Origin of the sequence: Micromonospora phaseoli, from assembly GCF_900109115.1 — a bacterium.
Taxonomy (GTDB): domain Bacteria; phylum Actinomycetota; class Actinomycetes; order Mycobacteriales; family Micromonosporaceae; genus Micromonospora; species Micromonospora phaseoli.
The window spans coordinates 343,903-369,657 of sequence record NZ_FNYV01000004.1; the positions used below are offsets into that span (position 1 = coordinate 343,903).

20 protein-coding genes are annotated in these 25,755 nt (G+C 72.3%); 9 read left to right on the plus strand and 11 right to left on the minus strand.

Features of this window, described 5'->3' with window-relative positions; all coding sequences use genetic code 11:
• Nucleotides 1-16 precede the first annotated feature (16 nt).
• Nucleotides 17-916, minus strand: coding sequence for a LysR family transcriptional regulator (locus BMY89_RS13130; RefSeq protein WP_092379963.1), 900 nt, complete (start codon nt 914-916; stop codon nt 17-19).
• Nucleotides 917-998: 82 nt separating this feature from the next.
• Here BMY89_RS13130 and BMY89_RS13135 point away from each other — a divergent pair, with 82 nt between their 5' ends.
• Both BMY89_RS13135 and BMY89_RS13140 read left to right on the plus strand, forming a co-directional pair.
• Entirely contained in the window at nt 999-2,009 is a 1,011-nt protein-coding gene (locus BMY89_RS13135; protein ID WP_092379965.1) for a DMT family transporter, read from the plus strand.
• Between the two features lie 109 nt (nt 2,010-2,118).
• The gene (locus tag BMY89_RS13140) at nt 2,119-2,724 is read left to right on the plus strand and encodes a hypothetical protein (protein ID WP_139217937.1); all 606 of its coding nucleotides are present in this window, start codon (nt 2,119-2,121) and stop codon (nt 2,722-2,724) included.
• Nucleotides 2,725-2,959: 235 nt separating this feature from the next.
• Here BMY89_RS13140 and BMY89_RS13145 read toward each other — a convergent pair whose 3' ends face one another.
• From BMY89_RS13145 to glgX, 4 genes are all read right to left on the minus strand, one after another.
• Nucleotides 2,960-3,592, minus strand: coding sequence for an HAD-IA family hydrolase (locus BMY89_RS13145; RefSeq protein ID WP_092379969.1), 633 nt, complete (start codon nt 3,590-3,592; stop codon nt 2,960-2,962).
• Nucleotides 3,593-3,678: 86 nt separating this feature from the next.
• Nucleotides 3,679-5,403, minus strand: a complete 1,725-nt coding sequence (gene treZ, locus BMY89_RS13150) for a malto-oligosyltrehalose trehalohydrolase (RefSeq protein ID WP_092379971.1) — start codon at nt 5,401-5,403, stop codon at nt 3,679-3,681.
• Nucleotides 5,400-7,712 (minus strand): malto-oligosyltrehalose synthase, encoded by a 2,313-nt coding sequence (gene treY, locus BMY89_RS13155; protein ID WP_092379973.1) that lies wholly within the window; start codon nt 7,710-7,712, stop codon nt 5,400-5,402. Before treY ends, treZ begins: the two co-directional genes overlap by 4 nt.
• A gap of 1 nt (nt 7,713) precedes the next feature.
• Complete coding sequence (glgX, locus tag BMY89_RS13160) at nt 7,714-9,831, minus strand: glycogen debranching protein GlgX (RefSeq protein WP_092379975.1); 2,118 nt, start codon at nt 9,829-9,831, stop codon at nt 7,714-7,716.
• Between the two features lie 360 nt (nt 9,832-10,191).
• Between glgX and BMY89_RS13165 the strand changes: the two genes are divergently transcribed.
• The 6 genes from BMY89_RS13165 to BMY89_RS13190 all read left to right on the plus strand — a co-directional run bounded on the left by BMY89_RS13165 (nt 10,192) and on the right by BMY89_RS13190 (nt 17,277).
• Nucleotides 10,192-11,595: a glycosyltransferase family 4 protein gene (locus BMY89_RS13165; RefSeq protein WP_092379977.1), complete on the plus strand. Its 1,404-nt coding sequence runs from the start codon at nt 10,192-10,194 to the stop codon at nt 11,593-11,595.
• A gap of 298 nt (nt 11,596-11,893) precedes the next feature.
• Entirely contained in the window at nt 11,894-12,760 is an 867-nt protein-coding gene (locus BMY89_RS13170) for a hypothetical protein (RefSeq protein WP_139217938.1), read from the plus strand.
• Nucleotides 12,761-12,807: 47 nt separating this feature from the next.
• On the plus strand, nt 12,808-13,377 hold the full coding sequence (locus tag BMY89_RS13175; protein ID WP_092380368.1) for a maleylpyruvate isomerase N-terminal domain-containing protein: 570 nt from the start codon (nt 12,808-12,810) through the stop codon (nt 13,375-13,377).
• A 255-nt stretch (nt 13,378-13,632) separates the two neighbouring features.
• On the plus strand, nt 13,633-14,289 hold the full coding sequence (locus BMY89_RS13180; protein WP_092379980.1) for a response regulator transcription factor: 657 nt from the start codon (nt 13,633-13,635) through the stop codon (nt 14,287-14,289).
• 120 nt (nt 14,290-14,409) lie between these two features.
• Nucleotides 14,410-16,521: a M14 family zinc carboxypeptidase gene (locus BMY89_RS13185; RefSeq protein WP_092379982.1), complete on the plus strand. Its 2,112-nt coding sequence runs from the start codon at nt 14,410-14,412 to the stop codon at nt 16,519-16,521.
• 81 nt (nt 16,522-16,602) lie between these two features.
• On the plus strand, nt 16,603-17,277 hold the full coding sequence (locus BMY89_RS13190; RefSeq protein WP_170147648.1) for a fasciclin domain-containing protein: 675 nt from the start codon (nt 16,603-16,605) through the stop codon (nt 17,275-17,277).
• A gap of 154 nt (nt 17,278-17,431) precedes the next feature.
• Here BMY89_RS13190 and BMY89_RS13195 read toward each other — a convergent pair whose 3' ends face one another.
• The 4 genes from BMY89_RS13195 to BMY89_RS30365 all read right to left on the minus strand — a co-directional run bounded on the left by BMY89_RS13195 (nt 17,432) and on the right by BMY89_RS30365 (nt 22,841).
• Nucleotides 17,432-18,715, minus strand: a complete 1,284-nt coding sequence (locus BMY89_RS13195; RefSeq protein ID WP_092379986.1) for a citrate synthase — start codon at nt 18,713-18,715, stop codon at nt 17,432-17,434.
• A gap of 274 nt (nt 18,716-18,989) precedes the next feature.
• The gene (locus tag BMY89_RS13200) at nt 18,990-20,999 is read right to left on the minus strand and encodes a sulfatase-like hydrolase/transferase (protein WP_092380369.1); all 2,010 of its coding nucleotides are present in this window, start codon (nt 20,997-20,999) and stop codon (nt 18,990-18,992) included.
• A 170-nt stretch (nt 21,000-21,169) separates the two neighbouring features.
• Nucleotides 21,170-22,681: a class I SAM-dependent methyltransferase gene (locus BMY89_RS13205; protein WP_092379989.1), complete on the minus strand. Its 1,512-nt coding sequence runs from the start codon at nt 22,679-22,681 to the stop codon at nt 21,170-21,172.
• Nucleotides 22,682-22,691: 10 nt separating this feature from the next.
• Nucleotides 22,692-22,841, minus strand: a complete 150-nt coding sequence (locus tag BMY89_RS30365; RefSeq protein WP_013734425.1) for a hypothetical protein — start codon at nt 22,839-22,841, stop codon at nt 22,692-22,694.
• A 193-nt stretch (nt 22,842-23,034) separates the two neighbouring features.
• Here BMY89_RS30365 and BMY89_RS13210 point away from each other — a divergent pair, with 193 nt between their 5' ends.
• Entirely contained in the window at nt 23,035-23,451 is a 417-nt protein-coding gene (locus BMY89_RS13210) for a VOC family protein (protein WP_092380371.1), read from the plus strand.
• A 64-nt stretch (nt 23,452-23,515) separates the two neighbouring features.
• Here BMY89_RS13210 and BMY89_RS13215 read toward each other — a convergent pair whose 3' ends face one another.
• A complete protein-coding gene (locus tag BMY89_RS13215; protein WP_232521278.1) occupies nt 23,516-24,202 on the minus strand; it encodes a helix-turn-helix domain-containing protein in 687 nt (228 codons plus the stop codon).
• 103 nt (nt 24,203-24,305) lie between these two features.
• Nucleotides 24,306-25,742 carry a sensor histidine kinase gene (locus tag BMY89_RS13220; protein WP_092380374.1) on the minus strand — a complete coding sequence of 479 codons (1,437 nt, stop codon included), beginning with the start codon at nt 25,740-25,742 and terminating at the stop codon, nt 24,306-24,308.
• Nucleotides 25,743-25,755: the final 13 nt, after the last annotated feature.

Sequence of the window (25,755 nt, forward strand, 5' to 3'; positions counted from 1 at the left end):
CTTTCCTGGCGGTGTCCTACCGCGTGTGCGCGGGGCTGGCCGCCTCGCGCAGCGCGGCGACCGTGGTGCGCACCGCCGGGGTGTGTTCGACGGCGTCGTGCACCACCACGTGGATCGACCGGATCGGCGTCGGGCGGACCACCCGGGCATGGGTCACGCCATCCGGCAGGTTTGCCGCGCCGAGTGCGGGTAGCACCGTGAGGCCGATACCAGCCGCGACGAAGGCGAGCGCCGTCCGGTAGTCGTGCGCCTCGACGCGGAAGGCCGGGCTGAATCCGGCGGCGGTGCAGGCTTCGAGGAGCTTGGCGCGGCACCAGCCACGGGCGAAGTCATTGTCGATCCAGCGCTCGTCGGCGAGATCGGCCAGGTCCACCTCCTCGCGGCCGGCAAGGCGGTGCCCGGCGGGCAGCACGGCCACGTAAGGGTCGTCGAGGAGGTGGTGGGCGGTGAAGCCCGAACCGGGGTCGAAGTCGGAGCCCGCCACGACCACCTGGACGTCGGCGCGCTCCTCCCGACTGTCCGGGATGTGCTCCCGCAGTTGCAGGTCGAGCCGGACACCGGGGAGTTCGCTGAGGATGCGCCGCACCACCAGCGGCATCCACGCCGCGCCCACCGACGCGAAGTACGCGACGGACAGTGCACCGGTACGGCCGGTGCGCAGGTCCGCGATCAGCGACTCGGCCGCACCGACCCGGGCGAGCACCCGGTCCGCTTCGGCGGCGAGGGCGTGGCCGGCGGCCGTGGGGCGCAGGCCGCGACCCGCCCGGGCGAGGAGGGTGAGGCCCGTCTCGCGCTGCAATGCGGTGAGGTGCTGGCTGACGGCGGAGGGGGTGTAGCCGAGGTTGGCGGCGGCGGCCTGGACCGATCCGGACGCCACGACGGAACGGAAGACCCGGAGGCGGTGAACGTCAAGCACACCACAACCGTAAAGCACGGCTTAATCGTGGTGAAGAAACAATCACTGGTGCTGAATCTTCAGGCGATCGAGAATCGATCGCATGACCAGTCCCTCGATCACCGAACCTACCGCCCCGACCCGGGCTGCCACCGAGGGCTCCCGCGCGGCGGCGTACCCCCTGCGCGACGCGCGGCCTCGCTCCTGGCCGATTCTCGCCGCCGCCGGGACCACGGTGTTCCTGTGGGCCTCGGCCTTCGTCGGCATCCGCTTCGCCGGGCACGACTACTCTCCCGGCGCCATGGCGCTGGGCCGCATGGTGGCGGCGTCGACCGCGCTGAGCGCGTTCGTCGCGTTCACCACCGGCGTCCGGCGCGCCCGGACACAGCGCACAGTGCCGAGGCAGGGCAACCTGGCCGCCCGCCAGACTCTCCTGCCCCGGGGCGGCACCCTGGGGCTCGTCGCGCTCTGGGGCGTGGCCTGGTTCGGCGGGTACAACGTGGCGCTCAACGCCGCCGAGCGGCTGGTCGACGCCGGGACCGCGGCACTGCTGGTGTCGGTTGCGCCCATCCTCGTCGCGGTGGCCGCGATCCTCGTCCTCGGCGAGCGGCTCACCGGCCGGCTCGGCGTCGGGGTGGCGATCGCCTTCGCGGGCGTGACCCTGATCGCGGCCGGCGGCTTCACCGGGCACGCCGACAAGGTGGGCGTCGCGCTGGCGGTGCTGTCCGCCGTGCTGTACGCCTTCGGCGTACTGCTCCAGAAGCGCCTCCTGGCCCGGGTGGACGCCGTGACCATGACATGGCTCGGCGCGCTGGCCGGGACCGCGGCCCTGCTGCCGTTCGCGCCCACCCTTGTCGCCCAGCTCGCCGCGGCCCCACTGCCGGCCACCCTGGGCGTGCTGTTCCTGGGCGTGTTCCCGACTGCGATCGGCTTCCTCACCTGGGGCTACGTCCTGTCCCGCTGGACGGCGGGGCGCACCACCGCCGCGACCTACCTGGTGCCACCGGTGGCCGTGCTGCTGTCCTGGACGCTGCTGGGCGAGGTACCGGCACCACTCGCCCTGCTGGGCGGTGCGCTCTGCCTGACCGGCGTGGTGTTCGCGACGCGCCGCTGATGTCGGGCGTCCTGCGAGTCAGGTCACGGATGCGGTGGTGCAGTTTGCCGGTTGGTCAGGTGCAGGGCGCGGTGGTGTGCGGCTACGGGGTGCAGAAGCACGTGTGGTGATGAGCGTGGTTCGGTGGATCACTCCCACCATGATGGTCGGCATGCCGGAGACCGTCGCCATCGCGCTGATCACCTCGCTGTCCACGCTGACCGCCGCCGGGCTCACCGGGCTGGTCACCGCGCTGACCGTGCGCCGGCAGGTTGCCAGCCAGCTCGCCGCCGCTCGGGAGGAGCGAGCCGAGCAGCGTACGATGCGCCGGGCCCAGGCACGCCGGGACACGTACGTCGGCTTTCTGGCCGCCTGCGACCGGGCGTACCGCGCGCTGGACACCGAGTGGGTCGGTGCGGAGACAGCACCGGGCGAGGACGCGCCGTATCTGGCGCTGCGCGCGCTCGACGAGGCGTACAACCTGGTTCTTCTGGCGGGTCCGGACCCCGCCGCCCGGGCCGCCGGGGTGACCGTCCGAAGCGTCAACGAGGAGTACGCCCAGCAGCGCCGGCTCCACCAGGAGGAGGCCACGGACAGCGGCCCGCTGGCGGCCCGACACCGTGCCGAGCACCTCGCTGTGCTCCGGCGGCGGGCCGAGCGACGCGACGCGTTCGTCACCGCCGCACACGAGGTGCTGGAAGTGGACAGAGTCGCCGGAGACATCGGTCCGACATAGCCCGGACCGGCGGGTCAGGCCGGCCCGGTGCCGCCGGCTTCCATTTCGTCGCCTGCTCGCTGACGGCGCGCATGAGATTCCGCCTGCTGTAGTCCCGCGGTCCGGCGCTGCCGTACCCCGCTGTGTCCGCAGTCTGGTTCGCGCGGTACCCCACCCCAGCGGACCACAAGCTGGACGCTACCCCGCACCGCTACAACCGACTCACTCTCCGTTGGCGGCTTATCCGCTCGCGCGATCAGTCGATCAGTCCGGTCGCCCGGAGATCGCGCGCCAAGGCGTCCGCATCGGTGAATGTTTCGGCCCGCAGGCCGGCGCGGCGGGCGGCGGCGACATTGCGCTCGGAATCGTCGACGAAGAACGCGCGTTCGGCGGGCACCGAAAGGCGAGTCAGTGCAGCCTCGAACACGGCGGGATCAGGTTTCACCGAGCCGAGAGTGCAGGAGAAGAGCAATTGATCGAACGCTTCGGCGACGGTCGGCAGGACCCGCGGCAAAGCGCTGAGGAGCAGGTGTCCGTTGTCGGTAAGCAGCGCGGTCGGCCGTCGCTCACGGCATTGCCGGACGAGGGCCAGCACATCGTCGCAGGGCTGGAACGCAAGCGCCCACAGGTTGGCCAGCTCGTCCATCGACCCCCGGAAACCCAGGGCACGGACGCGGTGCCACAGATCCTCCGCGGGATGGATGCCGCGGTCGCAGTCGCGGTCGAAGCCCGACGTGAAGAGGGCGTCCTGAACCACCTCGAGACGGCTCCCGCACGCCTGCGCGAGACCGTCGAGTCTCGCCTGCGAATCGAATCGGCAGACCACGCCGCCAAGATCGAAGACCGCGACATCCGGAGGCACCACGTCTGGGCTCGCGGCGAAGCTCACAGGGCGAAGTTATCAGGATCAGCGGGAGCACTGCGCTGCGGAAGACAAGAACTGCCGGTGTGCCGACTGTCCTGTTGCAACGGCGGTCAGAGCGCCACGATCGCCGCTGTCTCTGCTGGTAGTTCGATGCGGTCCCGTTGCACGGTGACGCCCTCCCCGGTGGCCAGCAGGACCCGCCGGGCCACCCCCGGCAACGTGACCCGCTGCGGCTTGTCGGCCAGGTTGGCCGCCACCAGGCAGCCGCCCCGCCGCATCACCAGGAACCGGTCTCCGTGCCGCACGTCGATCGCGAACAGGTGCGGATCCGACAGCTCCGGCCGGGACTTCCGCAGCGCGATCAACCGCCGGTAGAACTCGTACATCGTCCGGTGTTCGGGTTTGTCCAGCTCGGCCCAGTCCAGCTGGGAGCGTACGAACGTCTGTCGGTCCTGCGGGTCCGGCACGTCGCCGGGCGGCCAGCCGTGCGCGGCGAACTCGCGACGGCGGCCGTTGACCACCGCGGCGGCCAGCTCCGGCTCGGGGTGGCTGGTGAAGAACTGCCACGGCGTGGCGGCCGCCCACTCCTCCCCCATGAACAGCATCGGGGTGAACGGGGCGGTCATCAGCAGGGTCGCGCCGACCCGCAGCAGGGCGGGCGACAGCGACGCCGAGAGGCGGTCGCCGCTGGCGCGGTTGCCGATCTGGTCGTGGTTCTGCAGGTACGCCACGAAACGGTGACCGGGGGTGCGCGGGTCGACGGGGCGGCCGTGTTGACGGTTGCGGAAGCTGGACCAGGTGCCGGTGTGGAAGAACGCGCCGGTGAGCACCTCGGCGAGGCATTCCATGGTGCCGAAGTCGCCGTAGTAGCCCTGCCGTTCGCCGGTGAGCAGGGTGTGCAGGGCGTGGTGGGCGTCGTCGTTCCACTGGGCGTGCAGACCGTAGCCGCCGGCCTCCCGTGGGCTGATCAGCCGGGGGTCGTTGAGGTCGGACTCGGCGATCAGCGACAGGGGGCGGCCCAGGTGCACCGACAGCGACTCGACCTCGACGGCCAACTCCTCCAGCAGGTGCGTGGCGCGGGTGTCGGGCATGGCGTGCACGGCGTCCAGGCGCAGCCCGTCGACGTGGTAGTCGCGCAGCCACATCAGCACGCTGTCGGCGATGAAGCGGCGTACCCCGTCGGAGTGTGGACCGTCCAGGTTGACCGCGCTGCCCCACGGGGTGTTCCGTTCGGCGAGGTACGGCGCGAACATCGGCGCGTAGGCCCCGGAGGGCCCGAAATGGTTGTAGACGACGTCGAGGATCACCCCCAACCCCTTGGCGTGGGCGGCATCGACCAGACGTTTCAGGCCGTCCGGCCCGCCGTAGGGTTCGTGTGGGGCGAACCAGCAGACCCCGTCGTACCCCCAGTTGTGCTCGCCGTTGAAGGCGTTGACCGGCAGCAGCTCGATCAGGTCGACGCCGAGGTCGACCAGGTGGTCGAGGCGGCCGATCGCCGCGTCGAAGGTGCCTTCCGGGGTGAAGGTGCCGACGTGCAGCTCGTAGAGGACGCTGCCGGGCAGTTGCCGTCCGGTCCAGGACTCATCGGTCCAGGAGAACGCCGCATGGTCGTAGATCCTGCTGGGCCCGTGCACGCCAGCGGGCTGCCAGGCCGAGCGGGGGTCGGGCAGCGCCCGGTCGTCGTCGTCGAGCACGAAGGAGTAGTCGGGGCCGGCACCGGGCACCTCGACCCGCCACCAGCCGCCCCGGCCGGCTCTCATCTCGTGGTCGGCGGCGCCCGGCAGGCGCAACCGCACCCGCGACGCCTCCGGTGCCCAGACCGTGAACTCGGTCATGACGCGGCCTCCCGGGATCGGCCAGTGGGGGCGAGCAGCGCGACGGGATAGCTGGCCAACACCTCCGCCAACTGGACCCGTCCGCCACTGTAGACCCGACCGGTGAACAGGCACGACACCTCGTTAACGGGAAGTTGCAGGGCCGTGTCCCGCCAGCCGCCGGCCGCCGCCAGTCGCAGCGGCAGCCGGGTGGCCACCGCGATCGCGCCGCCCCGGTCGAAGGCGACGGCGTGCCGGGCGGCCGGCCCGTGCACCATCACCGGCTGGTAGTCGCCGAACAGCTCCGGGTGGTCCCGGCGCAGCCGCAGGGTCCGCGACACCACCAGCAGCTTCGCCGCGCCGGTGTCGTCCACCGCCGGCCGCCAGCCGGCATCGAGCCGGGCCAGCAGCTCCCGGCGTACGCCGAAGTCGACCGGGCGGCGATTGTCCGGGTCGACCAGCGAGTTGTCCCACAGCTCGGTGCCCTGGTAGGTGTCCGGCACCCCGGGCATCGCCAGCTGCACCAGCTTCTGTCCCAGCGAGTTCGACCAGCCGGGCGGGGTGATCTCGGCGGCGAACGCGGCCAGCTCCGCGTTGACCCCCGGGTCGTCGTACATGGCGTCGACCAGGACGTGCATCGCGCGCTCGAAGGCCGGGTCGGGGTCCGTCCAACTGGTCGACGCCGACGCCTCCCGGGCCGCCTTCTCCGCGTACGCGTGCAACCGCTTTCGCTCGACCGGCCAGGCGCCGACGGCGGTCTGCCACAGCAGATGCGCCAGGGCGGCGTCGGGCAGCGGCACCGCCGCCGTCCACCGGGTGACCTGCTCGGCCCAGCGGTGCGGCAGCTCGGCGAGCACGGCGAGGCGGGCACGGACGTCCTCGCCGCGTTTGGTGTCGTGGGTCGACAGGGTGGTCATGCTCGCCGGCCAGCGTTCGTGCCGGGCGGCGGCGAAGCGGTGGAACCGGCCCGGCAGGGTGCCGAAGTGGACGGGGCTGCCGCCCACCTCGTTGAGCGCCACGAACCGGCTCCACCGGTAGTAGGCGGTGTCCTCGACACCCTTGGCCATCACCGCGCCGGTGAACTGGGGGAAGCGGCGGGCCAACTCGTCGTCGGGGTCGCGCAGCCGCCGGGTGACCGCGTCCAGCGCGCCGGTCAGGTCGGTGCGGCGGCGGCCTGCCTCGGCGCGGGCGTTGGCCAGGTGCCGGGCACCGTCGGGCGGGTAACCCCGGTAGACGGCGAAGGCGGCGGCCAACTCGGCCAGGGCGGCGCGGGCCGCGTCGGGGTCCACGTCGGGGGCGAGCGCGGCCAGCCGGGTCAGCTCCGCCGACAGCAGCCGGGTGGCCGCGGCGAGCTTCGTGTCGTGGGTCAGGTCCGCCCAGGAGGTGGCCCGGCCGGTGAGCCGGGTGTCCAGGGCGGTGAAGTCGGCCTCGGCGTCGCCGTCGACGAAGAGCCCGCCGACCGCGGCGAGGGCGTCGTAGCCGGTGGTGCCGTCCACCGGCCAGGCCGGCAACTCCTCCCCGTACTCCAGGATCTTCTCCACGATCAGCCACGCGTCAGGCGCGGCGGCGCGCAGCCGGGCCAGGTAGCCGGCCGGGTCGCGCAGCCCGTCGGGGTGGTCGACCCGGATGCCGTCGACCTCACCGGCCGCCGCCCACGCCACGATCAGCTCGTGGGTGGCGGCGAACACCTCCGGGTCCTCCACCCGCAGCCCGGCCAGGCTGGAGACGGCGAAGAACCGGCGGTACGTCAGCTCGGCGTCGCCGCGCCGCCAGGAGACCAGCTCGTAGTGCTGCCGGTCGTGCACCTCGCGAGGGCTGCCGTCACCGGTGCCGTCGGCGATCGGGAAGCGATGCTCGTGGTAGCGCAGCTCCCCGTCGGCGAGCTTGAGGTCGTCGAGCGCATCAGGGCCCTCGGCGAGCACCGGCAGCAGCAGCCGCCCCCGCTCCCAGTCGATGTCGAACCAGGGCGCGTACGCCGAATCGCGGCCCCGGCGCAGCACGTCCCACCAGGCCGGATTGGCCGCCGGCACGGCGACCCCGGCGTGGTTGGGCACGATGTCCACGACCAGGCCGAGCCCGGCGTCGCGCAGCGCCCGCAGCAGCCGCTGCCGGGCGGCCTCGCCACCGATCTCCGGGTTGACCTGCCGGTGGTCGACCACGTCGTAGCCGTGCGCGCTGCCCGGGGCGGCGGCCAGCAGCGGCGCGCTGTAGAGGTGCGTGACGCCGAGATCGGCGAGGTAGCCGGCGAGGCCGGCGGTGGCGTCCAGGTCGAAGCCGGGACGCACCTGCACCCGGTAGGTGGCTCCGACGCGGTGCGGCTTCGCGGGCATGTCAGGCCACCCTCTCCAGCACCACCAACGAACGGTCCGGTACGCAGAGCGTGCCGCCGGCCTCCACGGTGGTGCCCTTGTCCTGGTCGGGTTCGGCGGTGCTGATCACCAACTCCCAGCGGTGGCCGAACTCGGCCGGCGGGAGGGTGAAGTCCAGTGGTGCGTCGTGGGCGTTGAAGCAGAGCCAGAAGGAGGAGTCACGGTGCCGCTGGCCGTACTGGCCACGCTCGCGGATGCCCTCGCCGTTGACGAAGAGCGCCACCGAGCGGCCGAAGTCGTTGCCCCAGTCCTCGCCGGTCATCTCCCGCCCGTCGGGGGTGTACCAGGCCAGGTCGGGCAGCGGCTCGTCGATCTCGCGGCCGTGCACCGGCAGGCCGGTGAAGAAGCGGCGGCGCTGGAACACCTGGTGCTTTCGGCGGAACTCGACCAGCCGGCGGGTGAAGTCCAGCAACTCGGTGTCGACGTCGTCCCAGTCGACCCAGGCCAGCTCGCTGTCCTGGCAGTAGGCGTTGTTGTTGCCGTGCTGGGTGCGGCCCAGCTCGTCGCCGTGGCCGATCATCGGCACGCCCTGCGACAGCATCAGGGTGGCCAGGAAGTTGCGCTGCTGCCGGGCCCGCAGGGCGAGCACCCCCGGGTCGTCGGTGTCGCCCTCGACGCCGCAGTTCCAGGACCGGTTGTGGCTCTCGCCGTCCCGGTTCTCCTCGCCGTTGGCCTCGTTGTGCTTGTCGTTGTACGACACCAGGTCGGCCAGGGTGAAGCCGTCGTGGCAGGTGACGAAGTTGATGCTGTGGAAGGGGCGGCGCCCGTCGTCCTGGTAGAGGTCGGCGGAGCCGGAGAGGCGGGAGGCGAACTCGGCCAGGGTGGCCGGCTCGCCGCGCCAGAAGTCGCGGACCGTGTCGCGGTACTTGCCGTTCCACTCGGTCCACTGCGGCGGGAAGTTGCCGACCTGGTAGCCGCCGGGGCCGACGTCCCACGGCTCGGCGATCAACTTGACCCGGCTGACCACCGGGTCCTGCTGGACCACCTCGAAGAAGGTGGAGAGCCGGTCCACGTCGTAGAACTCGCGGGCCAGGGTGGCGGCCAGGTCGAACCGGAAACCGTCGACGTGCATCTCGGTCACCCAGTAGCGCAACGAATCCATGATCAGTTGCAGCGAGTGCGGGCTGCGCACGTTGAGGCTGTTGCCGGTGCCGGTGTAGTCGACGTAGTAACGCCGATCTTCCTCGGACAGGCGGTAGTAGCTGGCGTTGTCGACGCCCTTGAAGCTCAGCGTCGGGCCGAGATGGTTGCCCTCGGCGGTGTGGTTGTAGACCACGTCGAGGATCACCTCGATGCCGGCCGCGTGCAGCGCCTTGACCATGCCCCGGAACTCCTGCACCTGCTGGCCCAGGTGGCCCAGCGCCGAGTAGCCGTGGTGCGGGGCGAAGAAGCCGATGGTGTTGTAGCCCCAGTAGTTGCGCAGCCCCAGGTCGGTCAGCCGGTGGTCGTTGACGAACTGGTGCACCGGCATCAGCTCGATGGCGGTGATCCCGAGCCGGCTCAGGTGATCGATCATCGGGGGCGAGGCGATGCCGGCGTACGTGCCGCGCAACTCCTCGGGGATGCCGGGCAGCCGCATGGTCAGCCCGCGTACGTGGGCCTCGTAGATGACCGAGTGGTGGTACGGGATGCGCGGCGGCGCGTCGTTGCCCCAGTCGAAGTACGGGTTCACCACCACCGACTTCGGCATGAACGGCGCCGAGTCGGTGGTGTTGATCCGCTCCGGGTCGCCGTGGGTGTAGTCGTAGACCGCCGGGTCCCACTGCACGTCACCGTCGATGGCCTTGGCGTACGGGTCGATGAGCAGCTTGCTCGGGTTGCACCGGACCCCGCCCGCCGGGTCGTACGGGCCGTGCACCCGGTAGCCGTACCGCTGCCCCGGCCCGATCCCCGGGATGTACGCGTGCCACACGTACGCGTCGACCTCACGCAGCTCGACCCGGCGCTCCGCTCCGGTGTCCCACTCGTCGAAGAGGCAGAGCTCGACCCGCTCCGCCACCTCCGAGAAGATCGCGAAGTTGGTGCCCATCCCGTCGTAGGTGGCGCCGAGGGGATACCGCTCGCCCGGCCAGACCTGCATGTCGCTCCTTCGGCCAAGTGTCGTCAGCGCGCCCGCCACGAGCACACCCGTCCGGGGGACCCCCGGCGGTGCGCGGGGCGGTAATGCCCCGCACGGTCCGCCACCAATCCATCCGATCGGGTGAATGGCTGGTATCCGCCCGACTGAGCCGAGATGAACCCTGCGGTGCCCTCGGTCACTGTGACCGTCCTCAAGGTGCGGAATCGGCCGTCATGACGTTTGCTTGTTCCCGGGCGCGTGTTCAGTGCGCCTTCAGATCCTCGCACCGCCGGACGCGTCTGCGCGTGTCCGAAACCCAACGTGTCCCTTTCGCCGTCATCGACGCCGGCGCGTTCCTCCCTGCACGGACGGAGACTGACTGTGACGACCCTGCGGGTCGGCGGACGTACCGCCACCGCCTCGGACCGCGTCCACCGCCCCACGATCACCTCGCGACCCCAGGTTCCGGCCCAGCCCGGCCCGCCCGCCGGGTCGCAGACCCGCCGCATCCTCATGCTGTCGTGGGAGTACCCGCCGGTGCTCGTGGGCGGCCTGGGCCGGCACGTGCACGCCCTGTCGGTGGCCCTGGCCGCCGCCGGGCACGAGGTCACGGTCGTCACCCGCCACGCCGAGGGCGCCCCGCTGGAGGAGTACGTCGACGGAGTGCGCGTCGTGCGCGCCGCCGAGGACCCGGTGACCTTCCCACTGGCCACCGGCTCGCTGCTGGCCTGGACGATGGCGTTCAACCACACCCTGACCCGGGCCGCGCTGCGCGCCGCCGCCACCGGTGGCTACGACGTGATCCACGCCCACGACTGGCTCGTCGCGCACACCGCGATGACCCTGCGTGAGCACCTCGACCTGCCGCTGGTCAGCACCATCCACGCCACCGAGGCGGGCCGGCACCAGGGCTGGCTGCCCGAGGAGATGAACCGCACCATCCACGGCGTGGAGCACTGGCTCGGCGGTGAGTCGAACCGGGTCATCGTCTGCTCCGGCTACATGCGCGACGAGGTGACCGGGCTGTTCGGCGTGCCGGCCGGCCGGGTCGACGTGGTGCCCAACGGGGTGGAGCCGCACCGCTGGCGGGTCTCCGCCGCCGCCGTGGCGAAGGCACGCGCCCGGTTCGCCGGGGACGGCCCACTGGTCACCTTCGCCGGCCGTCTGGTGTACGAGAAGGGCGTGCAGCATCTGCTCGCCGGGCTGCCCCGGCTGCGCGAGCGGCACCCCGGGCTTCGCGCGGTGATCGTCGGCGACGGCCCGTACCGCGGTGAACTGGAGGCCGACGTGCACCGGCTCGGCCTGGCCGGCACCGTCAGCCTCCCCGGCTTCCTCGGCGGAACGGACCTGCCCGCGGTGATGGCCGCCTCGGACTGCTTCGCGGTGCCCAGCATCTACGAGCCGTTCGGCATGGTCGCCCTGGAGGGCGCCGCCGCCGGCGCGCCGCTCGCGGTAGCCGAGACCGGTGGGCTCGCCGAGATCGTCGAGCCGGGGGTCACCGGTGAGACCTTCCGCCCGCACGACCCGGACGCGCTGACCGACGCCGTGCACGCCCTGCTCGCCGACACCGAACGCGCCCGCGTGCTGGCCCGTCGGGCCCGGGACATGGTCAACGAGCGGTACGGCTGGGCGGCCATCGCCAGCCGCACCGCGTCGGCGTACGCGGCGGCCATCGCCCAGGCGCCGACCTTCACCGCCGAGCGCGCGGCGCAGCAGATGGCGCACGGCCGGGCGCTGCCCACGGTCCCCGAGGGCAACCTGCTCGCCGCCGCCGGCCTGCGCTGATCCCGCGCTCCGCCCCGCCGGCAGTGACGCGCGGGGTTCGCCGGCCCTGGTCCCGCCACCCGGTGGGACCAGGGCCGGAAGCGTCGGTCATCGCCGTCGGCCCTCTGCGGCGAGCCGGGCGTCGACAGCGGGCGGCGAACCTGTCGAGCTGATGGCGCAGACGGATCACCAGGGCGGCGAGCATCGTCCCGGTCGTTCCCCTGCGAGCCCCGCTCACCGGCGGCTGATCGCGTCCGCGCGCACCTCAGGCATCGATGACTATGCCTGTAGTATGCGGGTGACGGGGGAGGTGCCGGCTGTGCCGTTCGGGGTCCGCAAGCTCGCCAAGGAGGCCGACCGGATCCGGGTCGAGTTTCTCGACACGGTCAACCGGGGTGATGCCGCCGGTGCCCTGCGGATCGGGACCGAACGGCTGCTGCCCGTCTCGGAAGACCTCGTGGCGCGCAGCAACGACTACCTCAACCCGCTCGGGGTGACCCTGCGGAACCTCTCGGCGATCTGCCAGCAACTCGGGCGTCCCATCGGTCAGTTCCACTTCGCCCAGCGGTCGTTCCACGTCGCCTCCCGGGTCAGCGCCCACGGCCTCGCGTTGCATCCGGGCCTGGCCGACACCGGCGGGATCGCCGCAACGATCGCCGGCGACCTCGCGGGCAAGGGCTCGCCCCGCCAGGGTGCGCTGAAGGCCTCCGACCAGCAGCTGCTCCTGCCCACGGCGGCCCTGGTACCGACATCCATCGAACTGATGGGCCGGATCGACTCGTTCCCGTGGGCCTGCCGGATGCGGCTGGCCGCGACCAAGCTACGCATGCTGTCCCATCGGGACCTGAAAATGGTGGACTGCGAGTCCCGGGCGATGGTGTGGCTGGCCCGGCTGGCCCTGGAGCAGGGCGACCGCAGGTTCGCCACCGCCGAGGTCAAAGAGGCACTCCTGTTGTGGATCGACCAGCTCGGCTCCACCAGCCGCTACTGGTCCACCGAGTTGCAGGAGACCTGGACGGTGGCGGCCGAGGTGCTCGATTCACTGGGCCACCGGCAGGCCGCCACCTCGATCCGGCGCGCGATCCACCAGGCGACGGCGGGCCGCCAGGGCACGACGAGCCTGTCCGCGCTGGCCGGTGTCCTCGACCTCCGGCAGCACTATCTGGCCACGTTGTCCGCCTTCTGAACGTGACCGGCCGGGCAAGCAGCTGGCACCCTGCTCTCATGCGAGCGATGGATGGTGGCGACGTCGAGCAAGCGGTGGCCGAGATGGTGCGGGTACTCACACCGCACGAGTCACGGGACTGGCACGCACCCCCGGCGGGGACGTTGACGTGGAGCTGTTGGACGACCGCGGCCCACGTCGCACATGACCTGTTGGCGTACGCGGGCCAGGTCGCGGCCCGGCCGGACGGCGCGTACCTGCCCTTCGATCTGGTCGTCCGGGTCGACGCCGCGCCGCGCGACATTCTCCAGGTGGTCACCGCCTGTGGGCGGCTGCTGAGCGGGGCGGTGTCCGCAGCGGAACCGACCGCTCGCGCCTGGCACTGGGGGCCGACCGACCCGGGCGGCTTCGCCGCGTTGGGCGTCATCGAGACGCTCGTGCACACCTGGGACATCACCCAGGGGCTCGGGATCGCTTGGCGGCCCCCGACGTCGCTGTGCGCGGCGGTGCTCGCCCGGCTCTTTCCCGACGCCCCGCTGGGTGATCCGGTCGACGTGCTGCTCTGGTCCACCGGGCGGGCGGAGCTGGCCGGCCGCCCTCGGCTCACGTCCTGGGTGCTGAAGGCCGCCGTGGGATGATCGTCGGCACCGCAGTCGGCGGCGACGGCACCGACGGGTCAGCTCGACAGCCGGCCGGGTGCCTGCTTGCCCAGGCGCCTGCGATCCGCCGCCGAGGCCGTCCCCGATCCGACACCCGGGCCGCCGCGGACGACCGCCAGACCCGTTCGGCCAGTTCATTGTGTCGTTACGATCTTGTATCCGTACTGGTCAGTGCCGGTTGGCATCGGACACACTCGCAGGCATCCAGCAACGCGAGGTCCGAGGAGGGCGCGGGTGCGGGTGCTCCTGGTGGAAGACGACCTGCGCGTCTCGGCGGGTCTCGCATCGGCGCTGCGGCGGCGGGGGCACGACGTGGTCCAGGCGGTCACCGCGGCCGAGGCGGTGGAGGCGGACCCGGTCGACCTCATCCTGCTCGACATGAACCTGCCCGACCGCGACGGTCTGGAGGTGTGCCGGCGCATCCGCCAGCACGACGAGGGCGTCGCGATCATCGCCGTCACCGCGCGGGCCGAGGAGCACGACCGGGTGGCCGGGCTGCGGGCCGGGGCCGACGACTACGTGGTCAAGCCGTTCTCGATGGTCGAGTTGCAGGCGCGCATCGAGGCGGTGATGCGCCGTACCAACCGCACCGCCCGCGCGGCGAGCGCCCTGCAGGTGGGCGCGCTGCGGATCGATGTGGACGCCCGGCGGGTCTGGGAGGGCGACCGGGAGGTCGGCCTGTCCCGTAAGGAGTTCGACCTTCTGGTGGCGCTGGCCCGGCAGGCCGGCACGGTGGTGCCCCGGGACCGGCTGCAACTGGAGGTCTGGCAGACCACCTGGGCCACCCGGCACAATCTCGACGTCCACGTCGCGGCGCTACGCGGCAAGCTCGACGACGCCGCGATGGTGGAGACGGTACGCGGCGTCGGCTACCGGCTGCGCTGCGGCTGAGCACCCACTCAGCCGACCGAACCTCAGATCATCCTCAAGAATCCCAGCTCGCGGCCCCGTGGGCGGTCAGGTGCGGGTGTGCTGTGCGTACCCAGCCATCCCTCCTGTTTGGAGATCCCCTTGAGATACAGACGGACAACGGCCGGTGTCTTCTCCGCTCTGCTCGCCGTCACCCTCGCGGCGACCGCGCAGCCCGCCCAGGCGACCACCGCGGCCCAACCGCAGGCGGAGCCGAACCAGGTACAGGGCCTCACGGTCGTCCAGGGCGACGGGTACGCGACCCTGGCCTGGACCCCGGTCGACGGCGCGACCGACTACCAGATCGAGCGGACCCCGGTCGGCGACGACGACGCCGCCACCGGCGCCTCGGTGACCGTCGGTGTCTGGCGGCCGAACCGTCAGATCAACAACTCCGAGCCGACCTTCGCCGACGCCGGCTTCGCCCCCGGCAACCGCTTCCAGTGGCGGGTACGCGCCCGCTTCGGCAGCACCGTCCAGCCGTACTCGACCCCGGTCAGCGACACCACCAGAGATCACTGGGGCGACCCGGCCGTCCCCGGGCAGAGCCTGCGCACCCAGTGGGAGACCACGCTGGGCGCGCAGTACACCAACGACGTCAACGAGTACGCGTACACCGCGGCGATCGACGAGCGCAGCGACCGGGTACGCGTGGTGGAGATCGGACGCACCCTGCAGGACCGGCCGATCAACATGTTCGTCATCGGCTACCCCACCCCGCCGGCCACCGCCGAGGCGGTGGCCGCGACGAACCCGCTGGTGGTCAACTGCAACGTGCACGGCAACGAGCCCGGCGACCGCGAAGCCTGCCTCATCATGGCCCGGCAGCTGGCGTTCACCGACGACGCCACCACGCTCGGTCTGCTGTCGAAGACCACCATGCTGATCGTGCCGACGATCAACGGTGACGGCCGGGCGGCAAACAGCCGGGGCAACTCCACCGGTCAGGACCTCAACCGGGACTACTCGCTGATCCGTCAGCCGGAGACCCAGGCCTTCGTGGAGATGGTCCGCGACTACCGGCCGATCGCCAGCTACGACGGCCACGAGTACGGCAACGCCAACACCGGTGACCTGCCGATGCTGCCGCCACGGCACCAGAACGTGGCGCAGGGGATCTTCGACGAGTCACAGGACATGATCGAGGGTCACATGTACACCCAGGGCGCCGAGGACGGCTGGTGGGCCTGCCCGTACGGGTGCACCGGGGCCAACGTCGGCCTGGGCGAGGAGACCATCCTGCGCAACACCCTCGGCCTGAAGAACGTGGTCAACTCCCTGCTGGAGCTGCGCAGCTCCGGCGGACCGACCCGGCCCGACGAGGGCAACACCGCCAACAACCGCCGGCGCAAGACCTACTCGGCACTGTGGACGTTCCACCAGTTCCTGGCGTACCACGGGGCCAACGTCGGCGACATCACCAAGGCCCGCGCCGAGGCGATCACGTTCCAGTCCGCGAACACCGGCCGGATCGTCTTCCGCGGCTCCCGCCCGATCGAGGCGTACCCCGCGCCGCACCCGGGTGACACCCCGCCGCCGCTGGACGCCCCCGGCGAGAACCAGATCCTCGACCAGCCGCCGTGCGCCTACAAGCTCACCGAGGAGCAGTACCACGGGGCGCGCACCGACGGCCCGGACGGCCAGCAGACCACGGTGGCCCAACGGCTCGCCGCCCACGGCTGGAAGGTGATCAAGGTGGCCGGCGGGTACCTCGTCCCGCTGTCCCAGCCGGAGCGGGGCCTGGTGCCGCTGCTGCTCGACGGGCAGGCCGCCGAGGGCCTGGTCGCCGCCGAGCGGATCGCGCCCACGCTGACCGGCACCCACAACGGCCCACTGACGGTCTCCGGGGTGGCCTGCCTCGCCGGAGCCACCGTCCGGGGTCCGATCAAGGTCCAGCGGGGCGCGACGCTGATCGTCAACGGCGGTTCGGTCAACGGCCCGGTGGACGCCAGCGCGGCGGCCGGGTTCGTGCTGACCGCCAGCACCGTCAACGGGCCGGTGAACGTCACCGGTGCCACCGGCCCGGTCCTGCTGGTCGGCAACAGGATCAGTGGCCCGGTCAACGTGGTCAACAACGCGGGCGGCGCCCCGCTGGTGGCCGGCAACACCGTCAACGGTCCGCTGAGCTGCACCGGCAACGCTGCCACGCCGGTCAACCTGGAGGTCGCCAACTCGGTCAGCGGTCCGAGGTTCAACCAGTGCGCGCGTCTGTGAGGCGCTGAACCTCGCCCGTCGTACCGGCAGGCCGGATCCGCGCCCGGCCTGCCGGTACCCCACCCAAGAGTGGAGAACACCGTGACCAACAGCCAGTCTCCGACCGCGACGCCGGTATCCCGGCGCCTGCTCCCGATCGCCGGCGCGACCCTGGCCGCCCTGCTGCTCGTGGTGATCGCGGGCAGCGGCGGGAACAGCGATGCCGGCACGGCCGGCCCCGCGCCGGCCACGGTCACCGTGACCGGGCCGCTCTGCGACCAACTGCCGGCCGGCAGCGAGCCGGGCAACCCGAACTCGCTGGCCGGTCAACCCGCCGACCAGGCGCTCCAGTGGATCCCCGTGCTCACCACCTTCGAGGCGGCGGTACGGGCCACCGGCCTGGCCGCCGAATTGACGGCACCGACCGGCGTCACCATCCTCGCCCCGACCGACGACGCCTTCGCGGCCAAATTCTCCCGGACCAACCTCGACGACATGTTGCTGAACGACACCGCTACCCTGCGCGGGCTGCTTCGCGACCACGTGGTCAGCGGAGCGCTACCGGTGGCTGAACTGGTCGCCGCCGGCAGCGCGACCACTGTGGCCGGCACCAGCCTCACCGTCACCGCACACGGTGGCGGCGCCCGGGTCGACGCCCACGCCGACACGGTGTGCGCCGACTACCAGGCGGCCAACGCCCGCATCCATGTGATCAACGAGGTGCTCGGCACACTGCCCACCACCGCCGGCGGCGAGGACGATCACCCGGCCCACTGACCACCGCGGACCCACCCCTACCCGCGGACGCCGACGGCCGCGACGATCCGAGAGGCCGCCGACCTGGGCAGGTCGGCGGCCTCTCGTAGTGAGTGTTAAGAAGGGGCCCTTCCTATACCGGAGGCGTTAACAAGGGGCCCTTCCTTTACTGCGGTCAGCGCTTCTCGACGGGGAGGTAGTCCCGCTCGGTGGCGCCGGTGTAGATCTGCCGCGGACGGCCGATCTTCGTCTCCGGGTCGTTGATCATCTCGCGCCACTGCGCGATCCAGCCCGGCAGCCGGCCCAGGGCGAACAGCACCGTGAACATCTTCGTCGGGAAGCCCATCGCCTTGTAGATCAGGCCGGTGTAGAAGTCCACGTTCGGGTAGAGCCGCCGGGAGACGAAGAAGTCGTCGCCCAGGGCGATCTCCTCCAACTGCATCGCGATGTCCAGCAGCGGGTCCGGCTTGGCCATCCGGCCGAGCACGTCCTGCGCCGCGTTCTTCACGATCGCGGCCCGCGGGTCGTAGTTCTTGTAGACCCGGTGACCGAAGCCCATCAGCTTGACGCCGTCCTGCTTGTCCTTGACCTTGCGGACGAAGGACTGCACGTCACCGCCCTCGGCCTGGATCCGCTCGAGCATCTCCAGCACCGCCTGGTTGGCACCGCCGTGCAGCGGCCCGAACAGCGCGTTGACGCCGGCCGAGACCGAGGCGAACAGGTTGGCGTTGCTGGAGCCCACCAGCCGCACCGTCGAGGTGGAGCAGTTCTGCTCGTGATCGGCGTGCAGGACGAAGAGCATGTCCAGCACGCGGGCCACCACCGGATCGACCTCGTACGGCTCCGCCGGCACGCCGAACGTCATCCGCAGGAAGTTCTCCACGTAGCCCAGCGAGTTGTCCGGGTACAGCAGCGGCTGGCCGATGGACTTCTTGTAGGCGTACGAGGCGATGGTGGGTACCTTCGCCATCAGCCGGACCGTGGACATCTCCACGTGCTCGGCGTCGAACGGGTCCAGGCTGTCCTGGTAGAAGGTGGAGATGGCGCTGACCGCCGAGGAGAGCACGGCCATCGGGTGCGCGTCCCGGGGGAAGCCGTCGAAGAACCGGCGCATCTCCTCGTGCAGCAGCGAGTGCCGGCGGATCCGCTCGGAGAACTCGGTCAGCTGGTCGCTGGTCGGCAGCTCACCGTAGATCAGCAGGTAGGAGACCTCCAGGAAGGAGCTCTTCTCGGCCAGCTGCTCGATGGGGTAGCCACGGTAACGCAGGATGCCCGCGTCGCCGTCGATGTAGGTGATCGCGGACGAACAAGCGGCGGTGTTGACGAACCCGGGGTCGTACGTCGTCATCCCGGTTTCCTTCAGCAGCTTGCCCACACCGACTCCGGCGGGGCCCTCGACCGCGGGATGTACCGGCATCGACAGCTGCCCGCCGGGGTGATCGAGCTTGACTTCCGTCATGTGGTTCCTCGCTTCGCCGGCAGATCTACGTTGAATTGCCTTCGCTTCTACCGTAATTGCGGTTGCGGCGACACCGCCCGCCGTGGTTCGGCGGTGAGGCATGCGTCACCCGATTCCCGACCGTGCGGCCGGGAAACCCCGACGACCAGCACAGACAGGCACAGACGGCACACCGGGCGTACAACTACGCGGAAGCCGGGCCGCTGTCCGGCGGCTCAGGAAAGACGGCCGACCCGGGCCCCCACCGCGCGGCTGGGACGACCCGAGGTTGGCGTCAGGAGATCGTCAGCTGGCGGAGAACGCCGCCGGCGTCGACGAGGTAGAGATCGAGGCGGTTGGCGCCGGCGCGGAAGAGCCGGTCGTCGGCGAGCAACGCGGCGAACCGACGGCCGCCGGGGTCCGGGGCGACCACCGGCACCACCGCCGCGACGGTGCCGTTGACGGCCACCGCCAACTCGGTGCCGTCGGCGACCCGGTCGGGCACGGTGCCCCAGATCATGCCCGGCAGCAGGCCCTCGTCGGGATCGACGGCGCGGAACGCCCCGAGCCCACCCACGCGGGCGCTGCCACCGGCCGGCGCGGCGTCCACGGTGGTGCCGAGGAGTCGGTGCGGGGCCGCCGGTGGCGGTGCGGTGGGGACGCCGCCGCTGATCGGCATCGGTGCCGACGGCCGGTCGTAGAAGACCTTGCCGGATTCCGTGCGGGGGGCCTGCCGGGCGGATCGGCCGTCGACCCGCCAGGGCAGCCGGATGGCCGCCTCGTCGGCGATGGTCGGCAGCAGGTCGACGTGTTCCCAGTTCCGGTCGTCGACTCCGCCGGTGCGCTGCCCCGGCGTCTTCACGAACAGCGGCACCCAGGCCACCTCGTCGGCCGCCACCTTGATGGCGTCCTCACCACGCCCCTGGGCACCCTTGGTGAAGCTGACCCCGTGGTCGGCGGTGACCACCACGAGCGCCTCATCCCACAGGCCACTCGCGCGCAGCGTACGGATCGTCTCGCCGATCAGCCGGTCGGTGTAGCCGAGCTGCGCCAGGTGACGGGCGCGGGCCAGGTCCACCCAACCGTCGCCCTCGTTGGGGAAGTCCTCAGGCGCCTCGTAGCGAGCCCCCGACGGCAGGTACGCCCACGGCGAGTGAGGCATCAGCAGGTGCAGAAAGTGCAGCGTCGGCCGCTGCGAGCGGGTCAGGCCGGTGAGGAAGCTGGTGAACCGGGCCGGCTGGTTGACGTTGAGGCTGTCCCAGCGGAACTTCGGATCGGTGGGAACCGGCTCGGCGGCGTCGATGCCGGCCTCCTCGGCGGTGCGCTCGCGGTAGGAGTCCTCCGGGTCGATCCGGCTGTCGTTCGGCGCGGTCACCTGGCGCAGCAGCCGGCCGGTCTCCCGGGCCAGCACACCGACCCCCTGTTCCGGTGTGACCGGCTGCTCGCAGCGGCTCGGTGGGCACAGTCGGGTGATGCTCTCCTCGGCGCGGATGTCATACAGCCCGCCGAAGGCGGTGAAGAGGTTGTCCGGGTAGTGCGAGTAGTGCGGGGCGAACGGCTCCGCCGGGTAGCGGCCGGTGAGCATCGCCGGCAGCGCGTACGGCGTCCAGCCGCTGACCCCGGTCGCGTTGCGGTACCAGGTCGAGGCGGCGGCCAACTCGGCGAAGTGCGGGAACCGGGCGGCGTCGACTCGCCCTTCCCCGTCGAGCAGGGAGACCAGCGGCAGCTCGTCGAGGACCAGCAGGACCACCGGCGGGTGCAGGTTGCCGGTGGCCGTACCGGCCACGCCGCCCTCCCCGCGCGGCAACACCACCGGTCCGGTCGGTGAGGCGAACAGGAAGAGCCCGACGAAGAGCGGCGGCCCGACGGCGGCCAGCCGAAGCATCCGCCCCGGGGCCCGCCACCGCCGGTGTGCGGCCGCCCCGGCGGCTCCGACCGCCACTGCCACCAGCAGCAGCGGTACGCCCCGCAGCGGCGTGGTGTGCCGCCCGACCTGCACCGCCAGCGCGGTGACCAGCAGGCCCACCAGCAGCGTGTGGGTGGCCACCCGCGCGCGGGGTCCGGCCAGACCGGACAGCAGGCCGAGCAGTCCGACCGCCACCGTCGGCAGCACCGCGACCAGCGCCACCAGCAGCAGGATCTCCCTCCGGTCGGCCCGGTGGAACAGGAAGAAGTCGGGGCTGCGACCGAGGATGTCCAGCAGCGGCTGGGTGATCACCAGACCGATCAGCGCCGTGATCTCCAGCAGCCGGCCGACCTCCGTCCGCCAGCCGCCCCACCCCCACCGGCGACGCCCCGACCCCACGGCCTGACCGGCGGACCCGCCGCTCGCGGAGCCGGAAGGCGACCAGTCGGCCGCGGAGCCGGAAGGCGACCAGTCGGGCGCGGAGCCGGAGGGCGACCAGTCGGGCGCGGAGCCGGAGGGCGACCAGTCGGGGGCGGTGGTGCCAGCCGGGCCGACTTCGGGGCGGTCGGTCACGAACGGGCCACCCGGTACAGCGTGCGGGTGCCCGAGGGCAGCTCCAGCCGATCCTCCACGGTGCCGTGGGCGGCGAGCAGCGACTCGAAGGCGTCGCGTCGATAGTCGGGGAAGATGCCGTCGGGCTTGTTGGCCAGCAGCCGGGCCGCCATCGGGTCGTCGGGGTGGACGAACTCCACCACCAGCCGGCCGCCCGGCGCGACGAAGCCGACGAGGCAGGACACCACCTCGGGCAGCGGCACGTTGCGTCCGATCGCCAGGTGGTGCACCAGCGCCAGGGCGAGCACGGTGTCCGCGCTGGCCCGAGCGGCGAACGAGGCCCGCTCCACGGCACGCCAGCCGCCTCCGGGCGACGGGTCGGCCAGGTCCATCACCAGCGGCAGCACCCGCCGCTCGCCCTCGCCCCGCAGGGTGCGGTACAGCCGGTCCAGCACCGCCGGGTCCTGCTCGACGGCGACCACGTAGTCGGCGTGCCGGGCGGCCAGGCGGGCGTACCGTCCGTCGTTGGCACCCAGGTCGAGCACCAGCCGCCGCCGGTCGGCGGTGCTCAACGCGGCGGTCACGAACCGCTCCTTGCCGCTCCGGTCGTCGCCGGAGTAGCCGCAGGTGCGCTGGTAGTCCACCCAGTGTGTGGGCGGCGGCTGGTGGTCCAGCCGCCGGACGAGCTTCTCCATTCCGCGTACGGTGGCCTGCGCCAGCTCGCGGGTGTAACCGGCGGCCCGCAACTGGGCGCGGACGTCGGAGGTGCTGGTGGCGGCGTTGCGCCGCTGCACGCTGCCGTGCAGGTGGACGTGGGTGAGCACGCCGGGCAGCAGCCGGCGGGTGCCCCGGAACAGCGGTCCCATCTGCTCCGGGGAGATGCCGTCGACCTGGGCCCGCAGCCACGGCTGGAACGCCAGCCCCAGGTGGGCGCCGAGCATCAGCGGGTAGAGCAACGTCTGGCAGAACTGCCGGTAGCCGGCCCACGGTTCGCCGTCGCGTAGCGGGGCGAAGGACCCCACGTCGATGAAGACCGGCTCGGTGCCCCGCCACTGCAGGTTGTACGCCGAGCCGTCCTTGGTGGTGAAGCCCGCCGAAAGGGCAGCCCGGAGGATCTCCAGGTGCAGCAGCGCGGCGTCGCGCAGCATCGCGAAGGACCACTCGTACGGGTGCGAGATGAACGGGATGCGCTCGTGCCGCAGCACCGCCGCCCAGTTCGGCAGCGCCGATCCCGCCGGCCGATCCGATCCGGCCGGCAACCGCGATCCCGCTGACGGCGCCGGGAAGGCTACGCCGGCCGGCAGCTCCTCGGTGCCGCAGATCTTCCCGGCGGCGACCAGCGGCGGGAAGAAGGTGCTGCCCGCCAGCGCCCGCCAGTGGGCGGTGGCGGTCTCGTCGAGCGCGCGCAGCACGTCGTCGCCGGCGTGGAAGACCCGGTTGGCCGGGTCACGGAACGAGCCGGGCTCCGGCCGTAGTTCGGCGTCGACCGGGACCGGCCTCGGCGAGCGGCCCAGGTTCGGAATCACCATCTCGGGCGGATCAGCTCTGGTCGGTGGGCTGGCGGCGGAACCGGCTGACGAGTCTGCGCCAGTAGAGCTTGGCCGCCACCGCGACCCCGGCGACCCCGCCGACCACCGCCTGCACGATCAGGCTGCCGGATCCCGCGTCCAGGTAGGCCAGGTGGTTCACCGACCGCTCCTTCCCTCGCCGTGATGACACCGGCATCAGCCACCATACTCACATTTCGGATTTAAACGGTGTAGCCGGACTTACGCCACCGTACGCCGATCACGGTCGCCTGTCGGGCACAACGCCCCACTTCCCCGCGTCCGTTTCGTTCAAGACGTCCGCCCGGACCGGCCGTAACCTCACCGGCATGACCATGCATCCGCGCTTCGACCTGATCAGCCTGGTCGCCACCGACATGGCCCGCACCCTGGACTTCTACCGCCGGCTGGGACTCGACATCCCGGCCGGCGCCGAGCAGGAGCCGCACGTGGAGGCGACCCTGCCCGGTGGCCTCCGGCTCGCCTGGGACGACCTCGCGACGGTCCGCGCCTTCGACTCCGGCTGGACCCCGCCGGTCGGCGGCCATCGGGCCGCGCTGGCCTTCCTCTGCGCGAGCCCGGCCGAGGTCGACCGCTGGTACGCCGACCTGACCGCCGACGGTCACCACGGCCACCTGCCGCCCTGGGACGCCCCCTGGGGCCAGCGCTACGCCGTCCTACTCGACCCCGACGGCACCCCCGTCGACCTCTTCGCCCCCCTGCCCACCCCCACCCCGAACGACCAAGGTTGATCAAGAAGTTTTCGCCTACTTCGATCTCCAAAAGCGCCCCAAACTTCTTGATCACCGATTGGGGTCAGGGGGTCAGGAGGGAGGTGGGGGGTAGGCCGGTCAGGGCTCGGGTGTCGCGGGTGAGGTGGGCCTGGTCGGCGTAGCCGGCACGGTAGGCCACCTCGGCCAGCGGGACGCCCGTGCGGGCCAGGGCGAGAGCCCGGCGCAGCCGCAGGATCCGGGCGAGGGTCTTCGGGCCGTACCCGAACAGGTGCCGGCTGCGCCGCAGCAACGCGCGCAAGTCGAGCCCGACCTCCGCGGCGGTCGCCGCCACCGTGGCGCCGGCGGCCAGCGCGGCGGCCACCCAGGCACCGAGCGGGTCCGGCCCGCCGGCGGCGCGCAGCCGGCGGGCCGCCACCTCGACCAGCACGGCCTCCGCCTCGGTCGCGGCCCGGTCGGCGAGCACCCCGACGGCCCGGTCACCCCACAGGTCCCCCAGCGGTACGCGCCGGTCGCGCACCTCCACCGCCGGTACGCCGAGCACCGCCGGGCCGACCCCGGGCGGCAGTCGGAGCCCGACCCATCGTTCTCCCGGCACGCTCGCGCTGAGGAACGCGGTACGGTCCGGCCCGGCGACCAGCAGCCCGGCCCGGCTGGACCAGAGCAGGTCGAGGCAGCCGTCCGGGAGCACCCGGGTGGGCATGGCACGGGCCGGCGCGGTGCTGGTCCACAGCGTCGCGCCGGCGATCCGGGTCGGCCGTTCCCGGTACACACCGGCAGCCTGCCACGACCTGTGACGCGCGCCCAGCGGGTCGGGGTGTTCCGTCCAGGCCGGCCAGCCCCGACCGGCAGTCGTCGCGGCCCCGGCGCGTCGGCTACCGGTCGTCGGTGGCATTCGGCAGCCGGACGGTGAACACGGTCGCGCCGGGCCGGGTGTCGAGCGAGACAGCACCGTGGTGGGCCTCCACCACGGCGGCGACGATGGCCAGGCCGAGGCCGGTGCTGCCGTGGGCGCGGGACCGGGAACTGTCCCCCCGGGCGAAGCGTTCGAACACCTCGGGCCGCAGCTCGGGAGGCACGCCCGGGCCGTCGTCGGCGACGCCGAGTTCGGCGACACCGTCGGCCAGCCGCAGGCTGGTGGTGACGGTGCTGCCGGGCGGGGTGTGCACCCGCGCGTTGGTCAGCAGATTCGCCAGCACCTGGTGCAGCCGGGCCGGGTCGCCGGACACCCGGACGACCTCGTCGGGCAGGTCGAGTTGCCAGCGGTGCTCCGGCCCGGCCACGTGCGCGTCGCTGACCGCGTCCACCACCAGCGCGGTGAGGTCGACCGGTTCCACGGCCAGCGGCCGGCCCGAATCCAGCCGGGCCAGCAGCAGCAGGTCGTCGACGAGACTGGTCATCCGGGCGCTCTCCGACTCGACCCGGCGCAGGGCGTGTGCCACGTCGGGCGGGACCCGGTCGCGGCCCCGGCGCGCCACCTCGGCGTAGCCGCGGATCGCCGCCAGCGGCGTACGCAGTTCGTGGCTGGCGTCGGCGACGAACTGGCGTACCCGGACCTCGCTGGCCTGCCGGGCGGCGAGCGCGGCGGCGACGTGCCCGAGCATCCGGTTGAGCGCGGAACCGACCTGACCGACCTCGGTACGCGGGTCGGTGTCGGTGGCCGGCACCCGTTCGGAGAGCGCCACCTCACCCCGGTCCAGCGGCAGTTCGCTGACCCGGCCGGCGGTGGCCGCGACCCGACGCAGCGGGCGCAGCGTGGCCCGGACGATCAGCGCACCGGCGGAGCCGGCGACGAGCAGCCCGGCCGCGGTGACCCCGGCCTGCGCGGCCACCAGCCACCAGACGGTCTCCTGCACCTCGGAGAGCGGCACGCCCAGCACCCGCACGGTGCCGGTCGGTGTCTGCCGGGCCACCAGCCGGTAGCTGCCCCGGTCGTCGAGGTCGAGGGTGTGCGGTCTGCCGTCGACCGGCACCTCGGCCAGCGCGGCGACCTCGTCGACCGGCACGGACTGCTCCTGGCGGCCGACCAGTGTCCACGCCTCGGTGACCTTCCCGTCGACCACCTGGGCGCTGATCGTGTCGGGCGGGAAGCCGCGCGGCACGCGTACGTCGCCCCAGGGGCTCGTGCCGGGGCCCGGCTCCCACGGGGCGACCGGCCGGCCGCCCGGTGTGAAGAGCAGTTGCTCGTCCACCCGGGAGGTCAGGAACTGCCGCAACGCGGCGGTGGTGATCCCGCCGATGGCCAGGCTGACCACGGCGAGCAGCGCGACCAGGGTGACCACCAGGCGGGTCCGCAGCGACCGGCCGGCCAGCCACCGGCGCACG

Coding starts and splice junctions, on each gene's coding strand:
- BMY89_RS13135 (WP_092379965.1), top strand. CDS start 999: ATGACCAGTCCCTCGATCACCGAACCTACCGCCCCGACCCGGGCTGCC.
- BMY89_RS13140 (WP_139217937.1), top strand. CDS start 2,119: ATGAGCGTGGTTCGGTGGATCACTCCCACCATGATGGTCGGCATGCCG.
- treZ (WP_092379971.1), bottom strand. CDS start 5,403: ATGACCGAGTTCACGGTCTGGGCACCGGAGGCGTCGCGGGTGCGGTTG.
- treY (WP_092379973.1), bottom strand. CDS start 7,712: ATGCCCGCGAAGCCGCACCGCGTCGGAGCCACCTACCGGGTGCAGGTG.
- glgX (WP_092379975.1), bottom strand. CDS start 9,831: ATGCAGGTCTGGCCGGGCGAGCGGTATCCCCTCGGCGCCACCTACGAC.
- BMY89_RS13175 (WP_092380368.1), top strand. CDS start 12,808: ATGGATGGTGGCGACGTCGAGCAAGCGGTGGCCGAGATGGTGCGGGTA.
- BMY89_RS13195 (WP_092379986.1), bottom strand. CDS start 18,715: ATGACGGAAGTCAAGCTCGATCACCCCGGCGGGCAGCTGTCGATGCCG.
- BMY89_RS13205 (WP_092379989.1), bottom strand. CDS start 22,681: ATGGTGATTCCGAACCTGGGCCGCTCGCCGAGGCCGGTCCCGGTCGAC.
- BMY89_RS13210 (WP_092380371.1), top strand. CDS start 23,035: ATGCATCCGCGCTTCGACCTGATCAGCCTGGTCGCCACCGACATGGCC.